Below are 18184 nucleotides of genomic sequence, written 5' to 3' on the forward strand. Positions count from 1 at the left end.
CGCGAACACGCATAGCTTCATGCGCATATTGCAATCTTCTTATATGTGTGATGTGATGGCTCCATGACCATCGATCGCGGCACCCAGCTCGCGGCCCTGCTGTTCAAGCAGCTGGGCCACGAGTCGCGGCTGCAGATCGTGCGGTTGCTGGCGGAGCACCCGCGCTCCGTCGGCGCCCTCACCGAGGCCACCGGACTGTCCCAGCCCCTGGTCTCTCAGCATCTGCGCACTCTGCGACAGACGCACCTGGTCACCGTGGAACGGATCGGCCGGGAAGCCGTGTACTCCCTGGCCGATGCGCATGTGGCACACGTCGTCGAAGACGCCGTGGCCCATGTCCTGCATCACCAGCACAACCCTGAGGAGACATCATGAGCACCGATTGCGAGAAGAAGGTCGCCGAGCACACCGTCGCCGAGCACAAGCATGGCGAGAACTGCGGCCACGAGGCCGTGAAGCACGAGGATCACGTGGACTACCTGCATGACGGCCACAAGCACGCCGTGCATGAGGATCACTACGACGAGCACTGAGCGAAGTGATCTACCGTTGGCCGGGTGAACAAGCCCGGCCAACGCCTTGTCGTCATCGTGCTCGCCCTGCTCCTCGCGCTCCCGCTCGGGATTGCGGGGATCGGGGCGTTGCGCGGTGGCGATTCGTCGTCTCAGGACACGCCGGTGCCCGAGGGGCGTCGGGCGATGGATCCTGCCGACCAGCCGCCCCGCCCCGAGCTGCCGCGTCCGGAGGATCCCCCGGAGCTGACTGAGCAGAGCGCCGCGGGAGCGGAGGCGACTCTCGCGCATCTGCTGCTGAGCTATGACTACATGATGAGCAGCGGCGACACCGAGGTGTGGCGCCAGAGCGTGGACCCGAAATGCCAGGTGTGCCTGAGCTTCCTGGACAATGCCGAGGTGCTGAAGGACCGGGGCGGCTATCTCGTGGGCGGTGCCTTCGAGGTGCACGATGCAAGCTTCGAGGGCACCGGGGAGCCGCCCGCGACCGGCACGGTCACCGCTGACTTCACGCAGGCCGAAAGCACCCTGGTGGATGACCCGAACCTCGAGCCGCTGCCGCTCGAATCGGTCTCCGGGCAGATCATCGCGACGGTCGCCTGGGACGGCGAGCGCTGGCGCGTGACCGATATGGCGATCGCCCCGCCCGGCAGGCCCTCCGATGGGGGCGGCGGCGCTTCCGATAGCTGATCTTCACCCCGCCCGGTACAGGAACAGCTCGGTGCGGTACGGGATGCCGACGGTCGCGCCGCGAGCGTGTCCGAGGTGCTCGTGCAGCTCCACCCCCTCTCCCGTTGCCGGCCGGAACCCTTCGCGCAGCACATTCCCGGCGTGCATGATCCGGGCCAGGCGGTGCACCCACGGGATCGTCACATCCAGCTGATTCCACACCAGGGCCAGCACCCCGCTCGGGGCGAGAACCCGCCGCCCCGCGAGCGCGCGAGCGATGCATAGCCGCTGCCCCTGCCCGTCGGGGTTCAGCAGCTGGGAGATGCCGATCGCCCCCACGGGGACCAGGAGCACGAGCGCGGGGCGACGACGACGAGACATTGGAAGGGGCGGTTCACCCGCTCCACGGGAGCGGACAGGGCGAGCCGGACGTTCAGCGGTCGACGGAGAGACAGCCCTCGATAAAGCCCAACGTCCGCACACATACCGTGCCCTAGATCACGGTTTGGTCACGGGCGTACTTTCTCCGACGACTGTCACGCGGACGGGAGTAGCGTGAGCCGCGCCGAGGGATCCTGAGCGCGCAGCACCGTCGCATGCTCAGGACATGCGCCTCGGCATCCACCGAAACCAGAAAGAGGCACACCCAATTAAGCCCCCCCTCTCCTGAAAACTGCTGAGATCCTCGGCGCCATGGCACTGGCTCTGGGACTATCCATGGGCGGCGCGCTCGCCGGAACGGGGACGTGGAGGAGCAATTGACCACGCCTGTCCGCACACCGGGCGCGTCGACGAGCAATGTTGCCCGTCGGCGCGCCTGGCGCGTCGCGCTCTCGCTCAGCCCGCTGCGTCTCTCCGTGCTCGTCGGCGTCGTCTTCGGGGTGGCGAGTGTGGTGTACCTGCAGGCAGTCGTCGGCGACTACACCTTCTGGTCCCGCTCGGGAGTCGTCGGCAGGGGGATGTCGGGACTCTTCCCGTATCTGCTGCTGATCGGCACCCCCATCGTGGCTTCCTCACGATTGGCGACGATGAGCATCGATCGCGGATGGATCGCGACCAGCTCCCGCACCCCGCTTCCCCGATTCGTGATGCGCGCGGTCGTGGGAACCTTCGCGAGCGGCTTCGCCACGATACTCATCGCCTCGACGATCACGATCGTCGGTGGCATTCTCATCTCCTTCGAGCCGCAGGTGTTCTACACGGCGATTGACCGTCCCGAGCAGTTGACGGATCTCAGCGCGAGCTACGACCGGTTCATCATGAGCGAGTACACCGGCGTCGGGATCCTCTCTCCTGTCGCGGGTTCGTCGCTCACCCTCTTCTATCTGGTCCTGGCCGTCTGGACAGGCGTCTGGGGCGGTCTCCACGGCGCCTATGCGGCGGTGTTCTCACTGGTCCTGCCATGGCCGCGAATCGCCGTCCTCATCCCCTTCGCCTGGGGGTACGCGCTCAACGTCGTCCTCGCCGATGTCTCCTTCGGGATCGGGGCCGTGGACTACACATTGGCGGTGTTCCCGATGATGTCCTCGATCCAGCCCTGGCCCATCGCGACCCCGCTCATCGCTGCGGCCATCTATCTCCTTCCGGCGGTGGTCTGCGCGATATGGATCTGGCGCCGTCCCGACCAGATCCGTGCCCTGACGTGATCGGCACTCGATGGGCCTGGGCAGCGGTCATCGCCCTCTACATCGCGGGGGTCGTGTACCAGACGTTGGGGATCTTCCGGGAGATCAGCTCTTTCATCGACGCGCCTCTCTTCGAGAGTCCTGCCACCGCACCCGAGATCATCGCGATGGCTGCTGTGCCGCTGTCGGACTACATCGTCCCAGGGATCGCTCTCGCCCTCATCGCCACCCTCCCGCCCGTGGGGGACGCCCATGTGATCGCCCGGATCGGTTCACGTGCCCGCGCCGTCTGGTTACCCGCGCGGGCGGCCGCCCCGGCCCTCGCCGGCGGCATGGCCATCTGGCTAGGAGTCTGCGCAATCCTCGCCTCCCGCGCCCGTTGGGTCGACCGCTGGGTCACGATCGACGGGATCCAGACTCTGAGCCCAGCGACTGCTGAGGCGCTTCCCGCCGGATCGATCTCCCCACTCGGATCGATCGTGCTCGCCCTGCTGAACCTCTCCGCGACCTTTCTTGCGATCAGTCTCTGGGCGGGTCTTGCCGCGACGTTCATCTCCCGTCGAGCGGTCGCCATCTGCCTTTTCGCCCTGGTGGTCGTGCTGTACGCGTCCAACCTGTGGGATTCGGTGATCCCGCTGGGGGCGTGGTTCGGCATCGAAGCGGTGATGAGGCAGTTCCCGCCCGGGATTTCGGCGACTGCAGTCCTTCTCGCCATCGGTGCGCTCCCGCTCCTGATCGGCGCGGTAGCCGACATCCATCGCTCCGGACGACTTCCCGCACGCCGCGCAATTCTCGCCGTCATCGCAGCCTTGACCTGCGGTCTCACGATATCCAGCGGGCGGGTCCTCGACGTGACCGGAGATCTCGGAGATGCACTGTTGATCGATCTCCACGGTTCGCGACTCGGCTCCGACATCGGTCCGTCACTCCCCGCTCTGCTCACCGTCCAGGTGTTCAGCCTGTTCCCCGCCGTGGTCATGCTGGTCAAGGTCGAGGAGTACATCGCTCTGTGGCCGATGGTGCACGCACGCGGAGCGGGCTCCCTGCGATGGTTCCTCTTCCTCGTGCGGGACTCGGCGCGCGTCGCCCTCGCAGTGTCGATGCTCCCGATCGTCGCCCTCCTGCTCGCTGCTCTCGGGCAGCCCCGTGCCCTCGGCAGCGTGGACCTGGGCGACCTGGCTACAGGGGCCTACTGGGTTCTCGCGACCGTGCTGCAGGCCACGCTGTACGCCACTGTGCTGTGCACGGTCCGCCTGGCCAGCTCGTCGATTCCGCTGTGGTGCGCCGTCTTCGGCGTGCTCTTCGTCGCCCCGGAGCTCATCGCACCGCGGACCGTGCCCGTCGGCCTGAATCATCTTCTCGTCCTCGACGAGAGCTCACTGCACGACGCCATCCAGAACCTCGCGGTCCTCGCGATGACGCTCGCCGCTCTCAGCATCGCGATCGTCCTCGCCGTCAAGAACCAGCTCATCGCCCCGGAGGCATGATCCATGCACGTCATCACTGCGCAGAACGTCTCGAAGCGCTTTCGTCGCCGCCCCGTCCTCCACGGAGTCGACCTCACCATCGAACAAGGGCTCGTATACGGCCTCGTGGGCCCGAACGGCTCCGGGAAGTCGGTGCTGTTGAGGCTGCTCACCGGACTGATCCCGCCGGACGACGGCACCATCACCATCGACCCCTCCTTCCTGTCCGAGGACGGGGCGTTCCCCGAGAAGTTCGGGCTCATCATCGACCGTCCGGGGTTCATCCCGACCCGCACCGGGCTCAAGAACCTCACCTTTCTCGCTTCGCTGCGCGACGTGATCGGCGAGTCACACATCCGAGAGGTGCTGAGCCAGGTGGGGCTCGATCCGGACAATCCCGAGAAAGTGTCCCGCTATTCGCTGGGTATGCGACAGCGATTGGCTCTGGCCCAGGCCATCATGGAGGATCAGACGGTGCTGATCCTGGACGAACCGTTCAACGCCATGGACACCTCCGGCGTGGAGATCGTCCGCTCCGTCATCACCTCGGCGCGTGAGGCAGGGAAGACCGTCGTCTTCACGACGCATGATCAGCGTGAGATCGAATCCCTGAGCGATGTCCAGCTGACTATCGAGGGCGGAACGGTCACAGAGTCTCGATGACCTGCGCACTGGGCCGCCCAAGGATCATATGACTCGATAGAGGAACAGGTCGGTGCGGTACGGGACGCCGACGGTCGCGCCGCGGGCGTGTCCGAGGTGGTCGTGGAGGTACCAGTCGAGGTTCGAGAGCACCTTCTGCCGGCGCACCTCGGGGGCGGTGATCACGTAGCTGCGGGTGCGGGCGAGGTCGATGACGTCGCCGGTGGACATCGGGTCCTCCCACTCGTGCACCTCGCGGCCGATCAGCTCGAGCCCGGGGCCGACCGTGGGCAGGAAGTCCTCGCGGTGGATGTCACCGGCGTGCATGATCCGCGAGAGGCGGTGCACCCACGGGATCGTCACGTCAAGCATGTTCCACACCAGGGCGAGCACTCCCCCGGGCGCGAGCAGCCGTGCGACCTCGGCCGACGCCTCCTCGGCCTCGAACCAGTGCCAGGCCTGCGCCACCGTGACCAGCTCGGCGGACGCGCCGGGCAGCCCGGTCTCCTCGGCGCGGGCGAGGTGGGTCGCGAGCGATCCTCCGGCGACCGAACCGCCGCGGGCCCGGGCGACCTCGAGCATGGTCTCGCTCGTGTCCACGGCGGTGACCTCGAGCCCCCGCTCCGCGAGCGCCCAGGAGAGCTTGCCCGTGCCGGCGCCGAGGTCGATCGCGCGCAGCGGCGGGGTGAACCGGGCGAGCGGGGCGGCCTGCTGGAGCGGTGCGAGCATCGCGTCGATCGCCGCGTCCGGATAGCCGGGCCGCAGCCGGTCGTAGTCCGCGCCCTGGCCGGCGAAGGCGCCCGCGAGCTCGCGCTTGCGGGCCGCATCGCGGAAGCGCGGACCGGTCATCGCTGGGCCCGGTGCGCCACCCACGAGCGGTGCAGCCCCGCGTAGATCCCGTCGTCGAGCTGCACGAGCTCGGCATGGGTGCCATGCTCGACGAGGTGCCCGTGGTCGAGCACGAGGATCTGGTCGGCCCGCTCAGCGGTCGAGAGCCGGTGCGCAATCGTGATGGTGGTGCGGCCGCGCGCGAGCCCGTCGATCGCCTGCTGGAGACGGACATCCGCGGCGGGGTCCACGGCGCTGGTCGCCTCATCGAGGACGATCACATCGGGGTCGGCGAGGTAGGCGCGGGCGAGGGCCACGAGCTGCCGCTCCCCCGCGCTGAGGGACTCTCCACGCTGGCCGACGGGGGTGTCGAGACCTTCGGGAAGCTCCTCCGCCCAGGTGGCGAGGCCCAGTTCGGCGAGCGCCTGGCGCATCTGCTCCTCGGTCGCATCGGGTCTGCCGTAGCGGAGATTCCCGGCGACGGTGGTGTCGAACAGGAAGCCCTCTTGCGGCACCATGATCACGCGCGAGCGCAAAGAGGCATAGGGCACGCGGTCCAGCGGCACACCGCCGATCTCGATGCTGCCGGAGGCGGGGTCCATCATGCGGGTGAGGAGCTTCGCGAACGTCGTCTTGCCCGAGCCGGTCTCCCCCACGATCGCGACAGTGGAACGAGCCGGAATGGTGACAGAGATGCCGTGCAGCACCTCGGGGCCGGTCGGGTAGCGGTAGCGCAGCTCGCGCACCGCAATGTCCAGCAGCCCCTCCGGCAGCGCGGTCGCCTCCGGATGCGGGGCGGTGCGCCGCCCGGTCAGGGGGTCCATCGCCCCGCCGGGATCTGCCACATCGGCCGGGGTGTCCAGGACGCCGAGCACGCGCCGCCATCCGGCCACAGCGTTCTGCGCCTCCGAGAGCATCTCGATGCCCATGCGGACCGGCTGGCTGAACAGGCTGACCAGGAACACGAAGGCGATAACACCCCCGGCGGTGAGGTCGGCGCCGGGCAGGTCGATGCCGAGCGCCCCGGTGCCGAGCAGCACCCCGACCACGACGACCACGGCGGTCGCGAAGCCATCGGCCGTCTCGGAGAGGAAGAAGGAGGCGGACTGGGGTCTGAGCACCGCGAACTGGGCGTTACGGACATCGCGGATGCGCTGGACCTGCTGGCGTCGGGTGCGTTCCTCGGTGCCGTAGGCGCGGACGGTCGCGGAGCCGACGAGGGATTCGGAGACGGTGCCGAGCATGGCGCCCACGCGGGTGCGGACCTGCTGGTAGCGGGCGCGGATGCGTTTCTGCAGGGCGCCCATGAGGGCGAGGATCGGCAGGTAGCAGAGCCACACCACGAGGGCGAGCGGCCAGGAGTACAGGGCCATCACGACGGTGGCCAGCAGCAGCTGGAAGCTCATCACCACGAGCATGATGCCGCCGAAGCTCATGAACTGGCTGACGGTGTCGACGTCGCTGGTGACGCGTGAGACGAGGGCGCCACGCTGCTCGGTGCCCTGGGTGAGCAGGGACAGGTCGTGAATATGGCGGAAGGCGCGGGTGCGCAGGGTGGCGAGCGCCGTCTCGGCGAGGCGGAACAGGCGGCGGTTCATAAGCACGTTGCAGCTCGCGGTGGCGAGCAGCACGAGGGCGGCGAGCCCAGCGGCGCTTGCGACGAATCCGATGTCCGGGGTGTCGGGGGCGATGATGCCGCGGTCCAGGATGGTCTGCACGGCGATTGGCACGACGACCTTGCCGGCGGTCGCGATGACGGCGAGCAGCAGGGTGAACCACAGGCCCTGCAGCAGTTCGGGGGTGAGGGCGAGGCCGCGACGGATGGTGCGGATCGCACCCTCATCGGCGGTGGTCTCGCCGCCCAGGCGGGAGGAGGTCGGGGCGCTCATCGGTCACCTCCCGACTGGTCGCTCGCGCCATGGCTTTCGAGCAGCTCGTGGGAGATGGCCGCTTCGTCGTAGGCGTCCACGAGGGCGCGGTAGTCACCGCTGGTGGCGCGCAGCTGCTCGTGGGTGCCGCGGGCGGTGACGCGGCCGTGGTCCAGCAGCACCACCTGATCGGCGAGGGAGATCGTGGATTTGCGGTAGGCGATCAGCAGCAGGGTGGAGTCGGTCATCTCGGTGCGGATGCCCTCGAGGATCGCGAGCTCCACACTGGGGTCGCAGGCGCTCGTGGCGTCATCGAGGATCAGCAGGCGGGGCTTGCGGGCCAGCGCGCGGGCGAGGGCGATGCGCTGACGCTGCCCACCGGAGAGGGAACCGCCGCGTTCCCCGAGCACGGTGTCGATCCCTTCGGGCAGGGCGTCGACGAACTGCTCGGCCTGGGCGACGCGCAGGGCCCAGCGGATCGTCTCCTCATCGATGTCGGTGCCCAGCGTGATGTTCTCCCGCACCGAGGCGTCGATGACGAAGGCCTGCTGCAGCACGAGGGCGACATCCGCGGTGAGCGCCTCGGCGGTGAGGTCCGCGAGGTCCACGCCGTCCAGGGTGATGCGCCCGCTGGTGGGTGGGACGAGGCCCGCGGCGAGCAGGGCGAGGGAGGACTTGCCGGATCCCGTCGGCCCCACCACGGCGAGCACCCGGGTGCCGGCGGTCGGGTCCGCGCTCAGGGTCACGTCGTGCAGGGCGGAGCTGATGCGCAGATGCTCGGAGGGGCGGCCGCCGCGGCCGAGGATGATCTGCGCGGGGTCATCGCGGTATTCGAAGCTCACGTCCTGAAGGCGCAGCGCCCCGGGTCCGTCGGGAAGAGTCCGGTCGCCGTAGGTGCGGCGGTCGGTGACATCCAGGATCTGCTGGACGCGCCCACCGCCGACGACGGTGCGGGAGAGGTCACCGAGCACCCAGCCGAAGGAGCGGATGGGCAGGGACATGAGGGTGAACAGGTAGGCGACCTCCACCAGCTGCCCGGTGCTGAGGTGCCCTTCGGAGATCCGCCACGCGCCGAGCACGGCGACGGCGAGGATCCCGAGGTTCGGCAGGGCGTCGATCGCGGGGTCGAACCAGCCGCGCACGTAGCCGAAGCGGATGCCGGTGGTGCGCAGCTCTTCGGCGGTGCGGGTGAAGCGCTGCTCTTCGACGTTCTCGCGGCCCAGGGACTTCACGACATGCGCGCCGTCGAAGGATTCATGGGCGATCTCGGCGACTTCGGCGCGCAGCTGCTGGGAGCGCATCGCGATCGGGGTGGCCATGCGCTGCAGCAGGATGTTCAGCATGATGAGGATCCCGATCAGCGCGACCATGATCAGCAGGATCACCGGGTCGATGCGGAACACGACGATCGTGGCGTAGATCAGCATCGCGATGGTCGCGATCGCGAAGGGGAATGGCGCCATCGCGAAGAATGTCGCCTCGACATCGGAGTACACGGAGCTCAGCAGGGTGCCGGTGGCCTGGCGGCGGTGCCACAGCAGCGGCACGCGCGAATAGACCGCGACCAGCCGTTCGCGGTACAGGCGGAACAGGTCGAACTGGGCGGCGGCTGCGAAGACGCGGCGTGCCATGACGGAGACGGCGCGGGCCACCGCGATGCCGAGGATCGCCAGTCCCCCACCGGCCAGCAGAGCCGGGCGGGCCTCCCCGGCGGCGAAGGACGGCACGATGACGTCCTCGGTGACGCGGCCGATGATCGAGGAGGTCGCGATCTGCAGCAGCGCGAAGGCGATCGCCCCGATGACGGCGAGGATGAACCAGGTGCGCTGCTCCCAGGAGCCGGTGAGGAGCCGTTTCAGACCGGGCCAGAGCACGGCGGGGTGCTGGCGCATCACAGGACGAAGTGCGCGGTGACGGCGATGGCGAACACGATGGTGGAGGCCATTGCGAGGCTGAACTCGATGAGGATCCCCACCCCCAGGGCTTTCAGCGCGATCCACATGGTCGTCAGCCCCTTGCGCCAGTCCTTCTGGCGGATCGCCTCGCTGATGTACAGGCCGATCAGGAAGCCGATGGGCAGCCCTAGGAAGGGGATCACGAAGATGCCGACGATGCCGGAGACGATGGCGACGTAGATCGGCCACATCGGCACCTCAGCGCGGTGCAGACGCCGCCCGGTGAGGACGTAGCTGGTGGTCATACCGGCCGCGCCGAGCAGCAGGACGATGCCGAAGGCGATCCAGGCCGGCCAGCCGCCCACGATGATCGCCCAGATCAGGGTGGCGATCACGATCGTGATGGTGCCCGGCAGGACGGGCACGATGATTCCGGCGAGCCCCACGATGTAGGCCAGACCCGCGAGGATCGTCACGACGATCTGGACGGTGAGGGAGTCCACCATTCTCGTCCTCCTGGGGAGCGTTCACGGGCCAGGGAACATCGTATCGGGACGCCCCGGTCTGGGTGGTGCGCTGGCCTGGGGCGGTGCGCCGCGCTCAGGCGGTGATGGTCACGGTGGAGCGGTCGTCCTCTCCGCGGCGCACGTGGATCTGTTCGGCGATCTGGGATTTCATGTCGCCGACGTGGCTGACCACGCCGATGGTGCGGCCGCTCTGGGCGAGCCGCCCGATCTCGCGGACCACGGTCTCGAGGGTCTCGGGGTCCAGGGAGCCGAAGCCCTCGTCGATGAACAGCGTCTCCATCTGCACGCCGCCGGCCTCCCCCATGACGATGTCGGCGAGCCCCAGCGCGAGGGCGAGGGAGACGAAGAACGTCTCGCCGCCGGAGAGGGTCTCGGGGACGCGGGTGCAGTCGGTGCGGCGGTCCAGGATCAGCAGGTCCAGTCCGGTCCGACGGGCGCCGCGGGCGCCGGTGTCCCGCATCAGCTCGAGCTCGGAGCCGGAGAAGAGCGCCAAGCGCTCATTGGCGGCGTCGATCACCGCGTCCAGGCGCCACATGAGCACGTAGGTGGACAGCTGCACGCGGTCCCCGTCGGCGCTGCGGCCGGTCGCGAGGTCCGCCACCCGCACGATCACCCCGGCCTCCTCGCTGACGCGGCGCACCTGCGCGGTGGCCTCGGTCAGCAGCGTGCGGGCGGCGCGGGTGCGCTCCGCGCGGGCGGTGCGGCGCGCGGAGACAGCACCGGCCTCGCGGGCGCGGGCAGACGCCTGCTCGAGGGCCGCGGCGGCAGCGTGCACCGCCTGCTCGGCCTGTTCGGCGGCGGTGTCGCTCGCGTCGGTGTCGGCGATGCCGTCCTCGGCGAGCCCGTCGGCCAGGCGCTGTTCGTCGACCGCACGGGCCTGGGTCTGCTGCCGCAGGCGCGTGCGTTCGGTGTCGGCGAGCGCGGCGGCGCGGGCGGCTTCGGCGGTGATCAGGCCGCTCGTGGCGAGCGCCTCGGCGGTCTCCTGCTCGAGCTCGGCAGCGCGCTCCGTGGCGTCCTCGCGCTCGCGCAGGGCCTCACGCAGGACGGTCGCGGTGCGCGCGGTCGCGGTGTGCGCGGTGCGGCGGGCGGTGATCGTGGCGTCCTCGCCGCGGGCCTCCGTGATCCGGGCGCGATCCGCCGTGAGTGCGTCCTGCGTGGCGGTGATCGCGGTGTCCTCGCGCTCCACGGCGAGGGCGTCGCGCTCCCGGGTGGCGCTCAGGCGGGCGGTCTCCTCGTCGTGGGCGGTGAGCTGCTGCTCGAGCTCGGCGGTGCGCTGCCGGGCGGTGGTCGCGGCGGTGACTTGCTGCTGGGCTGCGGTGACAGCTGCGGCGGCATCCTCGGCGGTGATGCTGGCGGTCCGCTCCCGCAGGTCAGCCGTCTTCTGCTCGGCCAGGGCGAGGTCCTGCTGCGCGGCGGCCTGAGCGGTCTCGGCACGGCGGCGCTGCTGTTCCGCAGCCTCGACCTGCTCAGGGGAGACGGCATCGGGGCCGGGCTCGGCGGGGCTCGGGTGCTCGGTGCCGCCGCAGACCGGGCAGGGCTGCTGGGGTTCGAGCCCCCCGGCGAGCTCCGCGGCGATTCCGGCGAAGCGTCGGCGGCGCAGATCCGCTTCGGTCTCGGCGAGTTCGCGGGCCGTCTCGAGTGTGGCGGCGGCCGTGTCGCGGGCGGTGGCGGTGGCGGTCTCCTGCGCGGCGAGGGCGGAGAGGTTCTGCTGGGTCTGCTGCGCTTCCTGGAGGGCGTGCTGCGCGGAGGGCAGCTGTCCGGCCTGCTCGCGGGCCTGCTCCTGCTGGGCGAGGAGGTCGGTGCGCTGCGCCGGGCGGGCCGCGAGCTGGTCCGTGAGGTCGGCAAGGGCCTGCTGCGCGGTGGCGAGCGCTTCCCGCCGCGCAGTGAGCTTCTGCTCCCGAGCAGGCAGCGCCGTTTCGAGCTCAGCGAGCTCGGCGAGGGCACCGGCCGCGGCGGTCGCCTCCTCGGCAGCGGTGGCGAGCTGGGCGGCGGCCTCGGGCTGCTCGAGCAGGCCCACGAGGTGCGGGTGCGCGGCGCGCGCCGCTGTCATCGCGTCGGTCAGCGCTTCGGCGGCCCGGGTGGCCTGGGTGGCGGCGCGGTCGCGGCGGCGCAACAGATCCACGACGGGCCGGGCGGTCTCATCGGCCTGCAGCGCTGCCGTCGCGGCAACCGCGGCGGGGGCCTCGCGTTCGAGCCGTGCGGCGAGCTCGTCGAGGTCACGTCGGCGCTGGATCCGGGTGCGAGCGGCGCGCGCGGCATCGGCTGCCTCGCGGGCGGTCTTCTCGGCGGCGCGGGCGGTCTGGGCGGCGGTCACGGCCTCGGCCTCCTGCGCGGTCGCGGCGGTGAGGATCCCGTCGGCCCCTTCCGCGAGCGTATCGAGCCGCAGCGCATCCGCGTGGTCGGCGAGCTGGGCGGCCGGTTCGTCCTCGACCGCGGCAGCCTCGGTGAAGCGGGCGAGGGCGGTGGCGAGGGTCTGTCGGGCGGCATCGACATCGCGTTTGGCCTGCCGACGCTGCTCCTCAAGCTCCTTCTCGACCGCCGCGTAGATCTCGGTGCCGAACACGCGCTGCAGCACCTGCTGACGATCCTTCGTGTCAGCGCGCAGGAAGCGGGCGAACTCGTTCTGGGGCAGCAGGACGGTCTGCGTGAACTGCTCGCGGGTCAGTCCGATGGCGCGCTCGATCTCGCGGGCCACCTCATCGATGCGCGTGGCGACCACGTCCACTCCCCCACCGCCGCCGGCGACATCGGCGATCACCTCCGGCAGTGCCTGCGGGGAGCTGATGCGCCACAGCACCGCTTTGGCCTGCTCCTTGGTGGTGCCGCTGCCGCGCAGCTTGGGCCGCTGATACTCGGGGCTGCGGCGCACCCGGTAGATCCCGCTGCCGGTCTCGAAGACGAGATCGACGACGCTGGCCTGCTGCGGCGGGGCGAAGTGAGAGCGGATGCGGGCGGGGCTGGTGTCCCCGGCGACCTGCCCGTACAGGGCGTACACGATGGCATCGAGGATTGTGGATTTTCCGGAGCCGGTGGGGCCTTCGAGGAGGAACATGCCGCTCGCGCCAAGGGCGGCGAGGTCGATCTCGACGGTGCCCGCGAAGGGGCCGATGCCGATCAGTCGCAGGTGGTGGAGCTTCATGAGGCCTCCCGTCGGCCGCGCACCGCGGCGTAGGCACGGTCCATGACGTCGTGCTCCGCGGGGGTGGGCGGCGCCCCGGTGACGTGGGCGAGGAACTCGTCCATGACCTCGAGGGGGTTCTGTTCGCGGCGGACGACGGGGGTGGCGGTGCGGGCCTCGCGCCCCTCGGGGGCGTACTCGGTCAGCAGCAGATGCGGATAGGCCTCGCGCAGGCGCTCCTGCAGGTGGGCGGGCCGGGCGGGGTCGGTGACGACGGCTTTGAGCCAGTCACCGGCGTGTTCGTCCTGCTGGGCGAGGATCTGCTCGAGGGTGCCGCGCAGTTCGGTGAGGGGGCGCGGCACAGGCGTGGGCATGGGGGTGACCTGCGCGGGGATGCCGGGGGTGCCGAGTTCGACGAGGAGCACGGCTTTGCGGTGGTGGCGTTCGGAGAAGGAGAAGGCCAGTGGGGAGCCGGAGTACCAGGCGGGGGCGCCGACGAGGGCGCTGAGATCCTGACAGCCGTGCAGGTGGCCGAGGGCGAGGTAGTCGATGCCACCGAGGATCCCGGCGGGCACGGAGTCCACGCCGCCGACGGTGAGGTCGCGTTCGGAATCGGAGCCTTCGCCGCCGGTGACGAAGGCGTGGGCGAGCACGACGGTGCGGGGAGCTTGGCCGACGCTGTCCGCATGGGCGGCGGCACGCTCCCGCACCCGCTCGAGGGCAGCGCGGGTGACGGCTTCGTGGCTGCGTGCCAGGGGCGGTTCCTCGTCGCCAACCAGGTCGATGCGGGCACGGTCGGGGTCGAGGTAGGGCAGGCCGAAGAACAGCACCTCGCCGTGCTCATCCTGCACGCTGACGGGGTGGTCGATGCCGGGGATGTCGGTGAGCAGGTGGATCCCGGCGCGCATGAGGCTGCGACCGAACCCCAAGCGCTCGGCGGAGTCATGGTTCCCGGAGGTCAGGACCACGGTCGCGCCCGTCGCGGCCAGGCGGGCCAGGGCGTCATCCAGCAGCGTCACGCTGGTGACGGCGGGGACGGCACGGTCGTATACGTCTCCGGGGATGACGACGACGTCGACGGACTCGCGCACGACGAGGTCCACCAGCCAGTCCAGGAACGCAGCCTGATACGGGTGGAGGTCCACCTTGTGCAGGGTGCGCCCCAGATGCCAGTCCGAGGTGTGCAGGATCTTCATGGCCTCGACTCTACGAAGGGGGTATGACACAGCGACGTGGGTAGGGCACGGGGGCATGAGCCCCGATCAGAACGGCGGCGGCCCGACATCACCCCAGCCGCCGGGCGGTGGGGCTGGTGGAGCCGGGGGTGGTGTGGATCGCGGCTGCCGGGATGCAGTGGACCGAGGCTGCCGGGGCGCTGGCGACCGGGGCTGCCGAGGCGGTGGGATCGCCGCGCGGGCCTCCGAGCGCGCTAGCGGTGTGGCCGAGGGCGGAGGGGCCGTTCCCGGAGGCTCCTGCACTACCTCGGCGGTTTGCTTGCCGCGCAGGTGCTCTGCCCAGGCGGCTTCGAGGGTCTCGACCATCCGCAGGCTGGCTGTATCGAGATCGTCGATCACGGTGATCGCATCCCCGTCGGCCCCGATCGACCAATGGGTGCAGCCGGGGGCGCGGCGTGAGCGCGTGGGGAGCCGCACCGGGTCCAGCAGTCCGTTCGTCTTGTCGAGGTGGTGCTGCCAGCACAGCAGGTGCAGGTTCTCGACCTCGGTGAGCCCGCCGTAGCCCGGGGTGCCGCGGTGGCATTCCTCGATGTGGTCGCATTCGGAGGCCCACGAGGTGGGGCGGGTGCAGCCGGGGGCGGCGCACAGGCTGTTGCGCAGCCGGAGGTGCTCGAGCATCGCGGTGGTGGGGCGGTAGCGGTCGGCAGGCAGCGGGAGGAAGGCTCCGCTGCTGGGGTCCGTGAGGACGCGGTACCAGGTGTCCTGTCCACCGGCGAGGGTGCGGGCCAGGGTGGGCGGCAGCGGTGCCTGTCCATCGATGCTGCCGGGCTCATCGCTGCCGCCCAGCAGGGTCAGCATCGGCACCGTGATGTTGAGTCGGAACCGTTCGGTGGGCACCGGGATGCCTTCGGTGCGCAGGTCCGCGCCGGTCAGCAGCAGGAACCGCAGGACGGGCAGAGAAAGGGCACGACGCTCCTCCTCGACCGTGCGGTCGGGGTCCAGGGGGATCTCGGTGCCGTCGCGCAGGGCGGCGCGCTGCGCGGCCTGGACGGCTCGCGCGGACTCATCGAGCTCCTTCCACGCCCCGAGAACCTCATGGATGGGCCCCTCGACCTGGAGCATTGCCGTCCCGGGCCGCTCGCAGGGCAGAAGCGTCACCGAACGCTCTGGGGGCGCCGCAGGTTCCGTCTGCGCCTCCCGATGCTCGAGGTGGGCGATGAGGCCCTTGAGGAGCTGGAAGAACCGTTCGGCGCTGATATGCATCGACCACGTGGAGATAGCGATATCGAGCTCCCGACGCGACGCGTCACTCAGCTTGCGCGAGGTCACGAGCATTTTCTGGAACCACGCGGCCGGCATTCTGCCGTTCTCCAGGAGGGCGAGCGTGCGCGAGAACAGATGCACGGCCTGATAGCCGTCCCGCAGCTGCCACTCCGCCGCGCCACGCGTCACGCGCAGAGCAAGGGCGGCGCGCAGGGTATCCACTTCTGCGACCTCGGTGAGCTCCTCGTACTCGCCCTCCATCGCATGAAGCGCGGCCAGCGCCCGGAGCTTGGCGGCGAGCGAGCGCCCGTGGGCGCGCTCTGCATCCCACAGCGCCTGCGCTGCGGCGCTGAGCTGTGGATCATCACCGCTGCCGCCGCGCTGAACAAGGGAGTCACGGGTGAGTTCCTGACGGGCGAGCACTCGTCGGTAGCGGTCCGGGAGGGAGGAGAGCACGGCGTGCTCGCGGGCCGTGTCGGGGGCGCGCCCGTCGCTACGAACGCCGTCATCGGGGGTTCCACCACCTTGGAGGCTGCCACCGTGGACGCCGCCGCCGTGGGCGCCATCTCTGTGGGCGCCATCGCCGTCGAACGGGCTGGGGGCCATCGCGGGAGCGCTCATCGCACACCTCCTCTCCGCTGCGCTGCGGGCGCCCCGGCGGGGGCCGGGAGAGGAGCGTCCGCGCTGCAACACCTCGACGGTAACGCCGCCCTACACACCACGGAAGAGGGGATCGCAAATTTGTGGATAACTTCCACAGGAGGGCGCAACCTCTCCTCCACAATGAATCGCACTGGTTTTCTATTGAGTGACCTCTCCTCCACAACGGCCCTCTGTCCACAATCCGGGGCCGACGGTGGCAGCGCACCACCCTGGCAGCCCACGATGGTGGTGCGCGCACAGCCGACAGCGACCCCAGGACGGAGGTGGTCCATGACCGGACCAGCGGGAACACCCGGAGGCGGCGGCCTGCTCACACAGCGCTCCGCCGCCTCCGGTCGCATCGCCCGCCCAGGCGCTCGTCTCCTCAGACGCTCGGCCCCCAGGCACTCGGCTTCTCAGACGCTTGGCCCCTCAGGCGCTCGCGCGTGCTCCTCGCACTCCGGCGACGGCCAGGCGGTAGAGAACGCCCGCGCCGATCAGCAGCAGGCCTGCGGCGATGGTGCTGCCCGGCAGCATGATCACTAGGGCCAGGCAGCCCAGCAGCCCCAGGATCTGCATCGGGCGGGGGTACAGGCGCCAGCGATTCTGCTGGGTCAGCGCGGAGAGGTTCGCGATCGCGTAGTACAGCAGCACGCCGAAGGAGGATGCCGCTACCGCCACGAGCACGTCAGAGGCCAGCAGCACTAGCAGCAGCACTCCGGCGCCGGCGGCGATCTCCGCTCGCTGCGGGACGGAGAAGCGCGGCGAGACGTGCGCGAGCACGGGTGGCAGGTCGCGGTTGCGTGCCATCGCGAGCATGGTGCGGGAGATCCCGGCGACGAGGGCCAGCAGCGCGCCCGAGGCTGCGGCCACCGCCCCGATGGACACGATGAGGAGCCACACGCCGCCGGCGCCGACGCTCTCCAGGGCGGCGCGGAAGGGCGCGGGCCCCCAGCCGGCATCGCCCGGCTGGCCGGTGGTGCCGCTGACGATCACGAGCACGAGAGACAGCGCAAGGTACAGGGCGGCCACGATGCCGAGGGCCGCGAGGATGGCGCGCGGGATGGTCCGACGCGGTTCCGTGACCTCTTCGCCGAGGGTTGCGACCCGGGCGTACCCGGCGAAGGCGAAGAACATGATCGCCGCAGCCTGAAGCGTGGCGAGCACGGTGAGTGGGCCGCCGTCGCCGCCCAGCAGGGCGGGCAGGCCACCGTCCCACAGCGCGCCCAGGATACCGCTGCCCTCTCCGGCGGCGTGGGTGTCCGGGGCGGCAAGGCCGCCCGACGGGGAGCCCTGCCCGCCCGGCTCCCCCGGCGCCCCAGGCTCCCCCGGCACCCCCGGTTCACCCTGCCCGCCCGGCTCACCTCGCACCCCCGCGACGCCGATCAGCAGCCGCACCGCGGTGAGCGTGAGCGCGGTGATCGCGATGGTCACGAGCACGCGGGCCAGAGCGGCAGTGCGGGTGATGCCCACGAGATTCACGGCGGTCAGCACCGCCACGATGAGCGCCGCGACCGGGCGGTGCCAGCTCACTGGCACCAGATAGGCGGCGATCACCAGGGCCATCGCGGCACAGGAAGCGATCTTGCCGATCACGAAGCACCAGCCGGCCAGGAAGCCCCACCACGGCCCCAGCTGCTCCCGGCCGAAGTGATACGTGCCGCCGGAGGTGGGGTGCTGGGCGGCGAGCTGTGCCGTGGAGGTCGCATTGCACAGCGCCACCCCGGCGGCCAGCAGTACCGCCAGGGGCGCGAGCACCCCCGCGAGGTCCTGAGCGGCGCCGAGGGAAACGAAGGCTCCGGCCCCAATCATCGAGGCGAGGCCGATCACCACGGCGTCGCGCAGGCCGAGGCGGCGGGCGAGGGACGAAGAATGAGGTGTGCTGGTCACACGGCTTTGATCCATGACGAGAGAATCAGCAAACGGGGCAAGGGCGCCTTCAATGCGCGGGGCG

Annotated in this window: 15 protein-coding genes; 6 read left to right on the forward strand and 9 right to left on the reverse strand. The window is 70.3% G+C overall.

The annotated features are described in order from the left end of the window. The first annotated feature begins 63 nt into the window (after positions 1-63). The 3 genes from CJ197_RS01125 to CJ197_RS01135 are packed head-to-tail and all read left to right on the forward strand — an operon-like array spanning position 64 to position 1202. Complete coding sequence (locus CJ197_RS01125; protein WP_102234918.1) at positions 64-375, forward strand: helix-turn-helix transcriptional regulator; 312 nt, start codon at positions 64-66, stop codon at positions 373-375. Further along, complete coding sequence (locus CJ197_RS01130) at positions 372-533, forward strand: zinc transporter permease (protein WP_102234919.1); 162 nt, start codon at positions 372-374, stop codon at positions 531-533. The genes CJ197_RS01125 and CJ197_RS01130 overlap by 4 nt, the downstream gene beginning before the upstream one ends. A 24-nt stretch (positions 534-557) precedes the next feature. Then, entirely contained in the window at positions 558-1202 is a 645-nt protein-coding gene (locus CJ197_RS01135) for a DUF6318 family protein (RefSeq protein ID WP_102234920.1), read from the forward strand. A 3-nt stretch (positions 1203-1205) separates the two neighbouring features. Here CJ197_RS01135 and CJ197_RS15815 read toward each other — a convergent pair whose 3' ends face one another. Continuing rightward, positions 1206-1562, reverse strand: a complete 357-nt coding sequence (locus tag CJ197_RS15815; protein ID WP_369801454.1) for a hypothetical protein — start codon at positions 1560-1562, stop codon at positions 1206-1208. Positions 1563-1939: 377 nt separating this feature from the next. Here CJ197_RS15815 and CJ197_RS01145 point away from each other — a divergent pair, with 377 nt between their 5' ends. The 3 genes from CJ197_RS01145 to CJ197_RS01155 are packed head-to-tail and all read left to right on the forward strand — an operon-like array spanning position 1940 to position 4935. Then, complete coding sequence (locus CJ197_RS01145; protein ID WP_102234921.1) at positions 1940-2827, forward strand: hypothetical protein; 888 nt, start codon at positions 1940-1942, stop codon at positions 2825-2827. Beyond that, positions 2824-4293, forward strand: coding sequence for a hypothetical protein (locus tag CJ197_RS01150; RefSeq protein WP_102234922.1), 1470 nt, complete (start codon positions 2824-2826; stop codon positions 4291-4293). Before CJ197_RS01145 ends, CJ197_RS01150 begins: the two co-directional genes overlap by 4 nt. 3 nt (positions 4294-4296) lie before the next feature. Then, the gene (locus tag CJ197_RS01155; RefSeq protein ID WP_102234923.1) at positions 4297-4935 is read left to right on the forward strand and encodes an ABC transporter ATP-binding protein; all 639 of its coding nucleotides are present in this window, start codon (positions 4297-4299) and stop codon (positions 4933-4935) included. Positions 4936-4959: 24 nt separating this feature from the next. Here the strand turns inward: CJ197_RS01155 and CJ197_RS01160 are convergent, their stop codons facing one another. The 8 genes from CJ197_RS01160 to CJ197_RS15045 all read right to left on the reverse strand — a co-directional run bounded on the left by CJ197_RS01160 (position 4960) and on the right by CJ197_RS15045 (position 18120). Beyond that, positions 4960-5763 (reverse strand): class I SAM-dependent methyltransferase, encoded by an 804-nt coding sequence (locus tag CJ197_RS01160; protein WP_102234924.1) that lies wholly within the window; start codon positions 5761-5763, stop codon positions 4960-4962. Further along, complete coding sequence (locus CJ197_RS01165; protein WP_102234925.1) at positions 5760-7631, reverse strand: ABC transporter ATP-binding protein; 1872 nt, start codon at positions 7629-7631, stop codon at positions 5760-5762. Before CJ197_RS01165 ends, CJ197_RS01160 begins: the two co-directional genes overlap by 4 nt. Continuing rightward, a complete protein-coding gene (locus CJ197_RS01170) occupies positions 7628-9502 on the reverse strand; it encodes an ABC transporter ATP-binding protein (RefSeq protein ID WP_102235004.1) in 1875 nt (624 codons plus the stop codon). Before CJ197_RS01170 ends, CJ197_RS01165 begins: the two co-directional genes overlap by 4 nt. Further along, on the reverse strand, positions 9502-10011 hold the full coding sequence (locus tag CJ197_RS01175; RefSeq protein WP_102234926.1) for a DUF456 domain-containing protein: 510 nt from the start codon (positions 10009-10011) through the stop codon (positions 9502-9504). Before CJ197_RS01175 ends, CJ197_RS01170 begins: the two co-directional genes overlap by 1 nt. Before the next feature lie 94 nt (positions 10012-10105). Beyond that, a complete protein-coding gene (locus CJ197_RS01180; protein ID WP_102234927.1) occupies positions 10106-13171 on the reverse strand; it encodes an AAA family ATPase in 3066 nt (1021 codons plus the stop codon). After that, on the reverse strand, positions 13168-14346 hold the full coding sequence (locus CJ197_RS01185) for an exonuclease SbcCD subunit D (RefSeq protein ID WP_102234928.1): 1179 nt from the start codon (positions 14344-14346) through the stop codon (positions 13168-13170). The genes CJ197_RS01180 and CJ197_RS01185 overlap by 4 nt, the downstream gene beginning before the upstream one ends. Before the next feature lie 66 nt (positions 14347-14412). Continuing rightward, entirely contained in the window at positions 14413-16209 is a 1797-nt protein-coding gene (locus CJ197_RS01190; RefSeq protein ID WP_102234929.1) for an HNH endonuclease signature motif containing protein, read from the reverse strand. A 453-nt stretch (positions 16210-16662) separates the two neighbouring features. Then, on the reverse strand, positions 16663-18120 hold the full coding sequence (locus CJ197_RS15045) for an APC family permease (RefSeq protein WP_233190572.1): 1458 nt from the start codon (positions 18118-18120) through the stop codon (positions 16663-16665). Positions 18121-18184: the final 64 nt, after the last annotated feature.

Origin of the sequence: Brachybacterium sp. UMB0905 (assembly GCF_002871795.1) — a bacterium.
Classification (GTDB): Bacteria; Actinomycetota; Actinomycetes; order Actinomycetales; family Dermabacteraceae; genus Brachybacterium.

What these genes read in the sequence shown, in the direction of transcription:
- CJ197_RS01155 (WP_102234923.1), top strand. Translation starts at nt 4,297, where the DNA reads ATGCACGTCATCACTGCGCAGAACGTCTCGAAGCGCTTTCGTCGCCGC.
- CJ197_RS01125 (WP_102234918.1), top strand. Translation starts at nt 64, where the DNA reads ATGACCATCGATCGCGGCACCCAGCTCGCGGCCCTGCTGTTCAAGCAG.
- CJ197_RS01180 (WP_102234927.1), bottom strand. Translation starts at nt 13,171, where the DNA reads ATGAAGCTCCACCACCTGCGACTGATCGGCATCGGCCCCTTCGCGGGC.
- CJ197_RS01160 (WP_102234924.1), bottom strand. Translation starts at nt 5,763, where the DNA reads ATGACCGGTCCGCGCTTCCGCGATGCGGCCCGCAAGCGCGAGCTCGCG.
- CJ197_RS01175 (WP_102234926.1), bottom strand. Translation starts at nt 10,011, where the DNA reads ATGGTGGACTCCCTCACCGTCCAGATCGTCGTGACGATCCTCGCGGGT.
- CJ197_RS01130 (WP_102234919.1), top strand. Translation starts at nt 372, where the DNA reads ATGAGCACCGATTGCGAGAAGAAGGTCGCCGAGCACACCGTCGCCGAG.
- CJ197_RS01170 (WP_102235004.1), bottom strand. Translation starts at nt 9,502, where the DNA reads ATGCGCCAGCACCCCGCCGTGCTCTGGCCCGGTCTGAAACGGCTCCTC.
- CJ197_RS01190 (WP_102234929.1), bottom strand. Translation starts at nt 16,209, where the DNA reads ATGAGCGCTCCCGCGATGGCCCCCAGCCCGTTCGACGGCGATGGCGCC.
- CJ197_RS01185 (WP_102234928.1), bottom strand. Translation starts at nt 14,346, where the DNA reads ATGAAGATCCTGCACACCTCGGACTGGCATCTGGGGCGCACCCTGCAC.
- CJ197_RS15815 (WP_369801454.1), bottom strand. Translation starts at nt 1,562, where the DNA reads ATGTCTCGTCGTCGTCGCCCCGCGCTCGTGCTCCTGGTCCCCGTGGGG.
- CJ197_RS01165 (WP_102234925.1), bottom strand. Translation starts at nt 7,631, where the DNA reads ATGAGCGCCCCGACCTCCTCCCGCCTGGGCGGCGAGACCACCGCCGAT.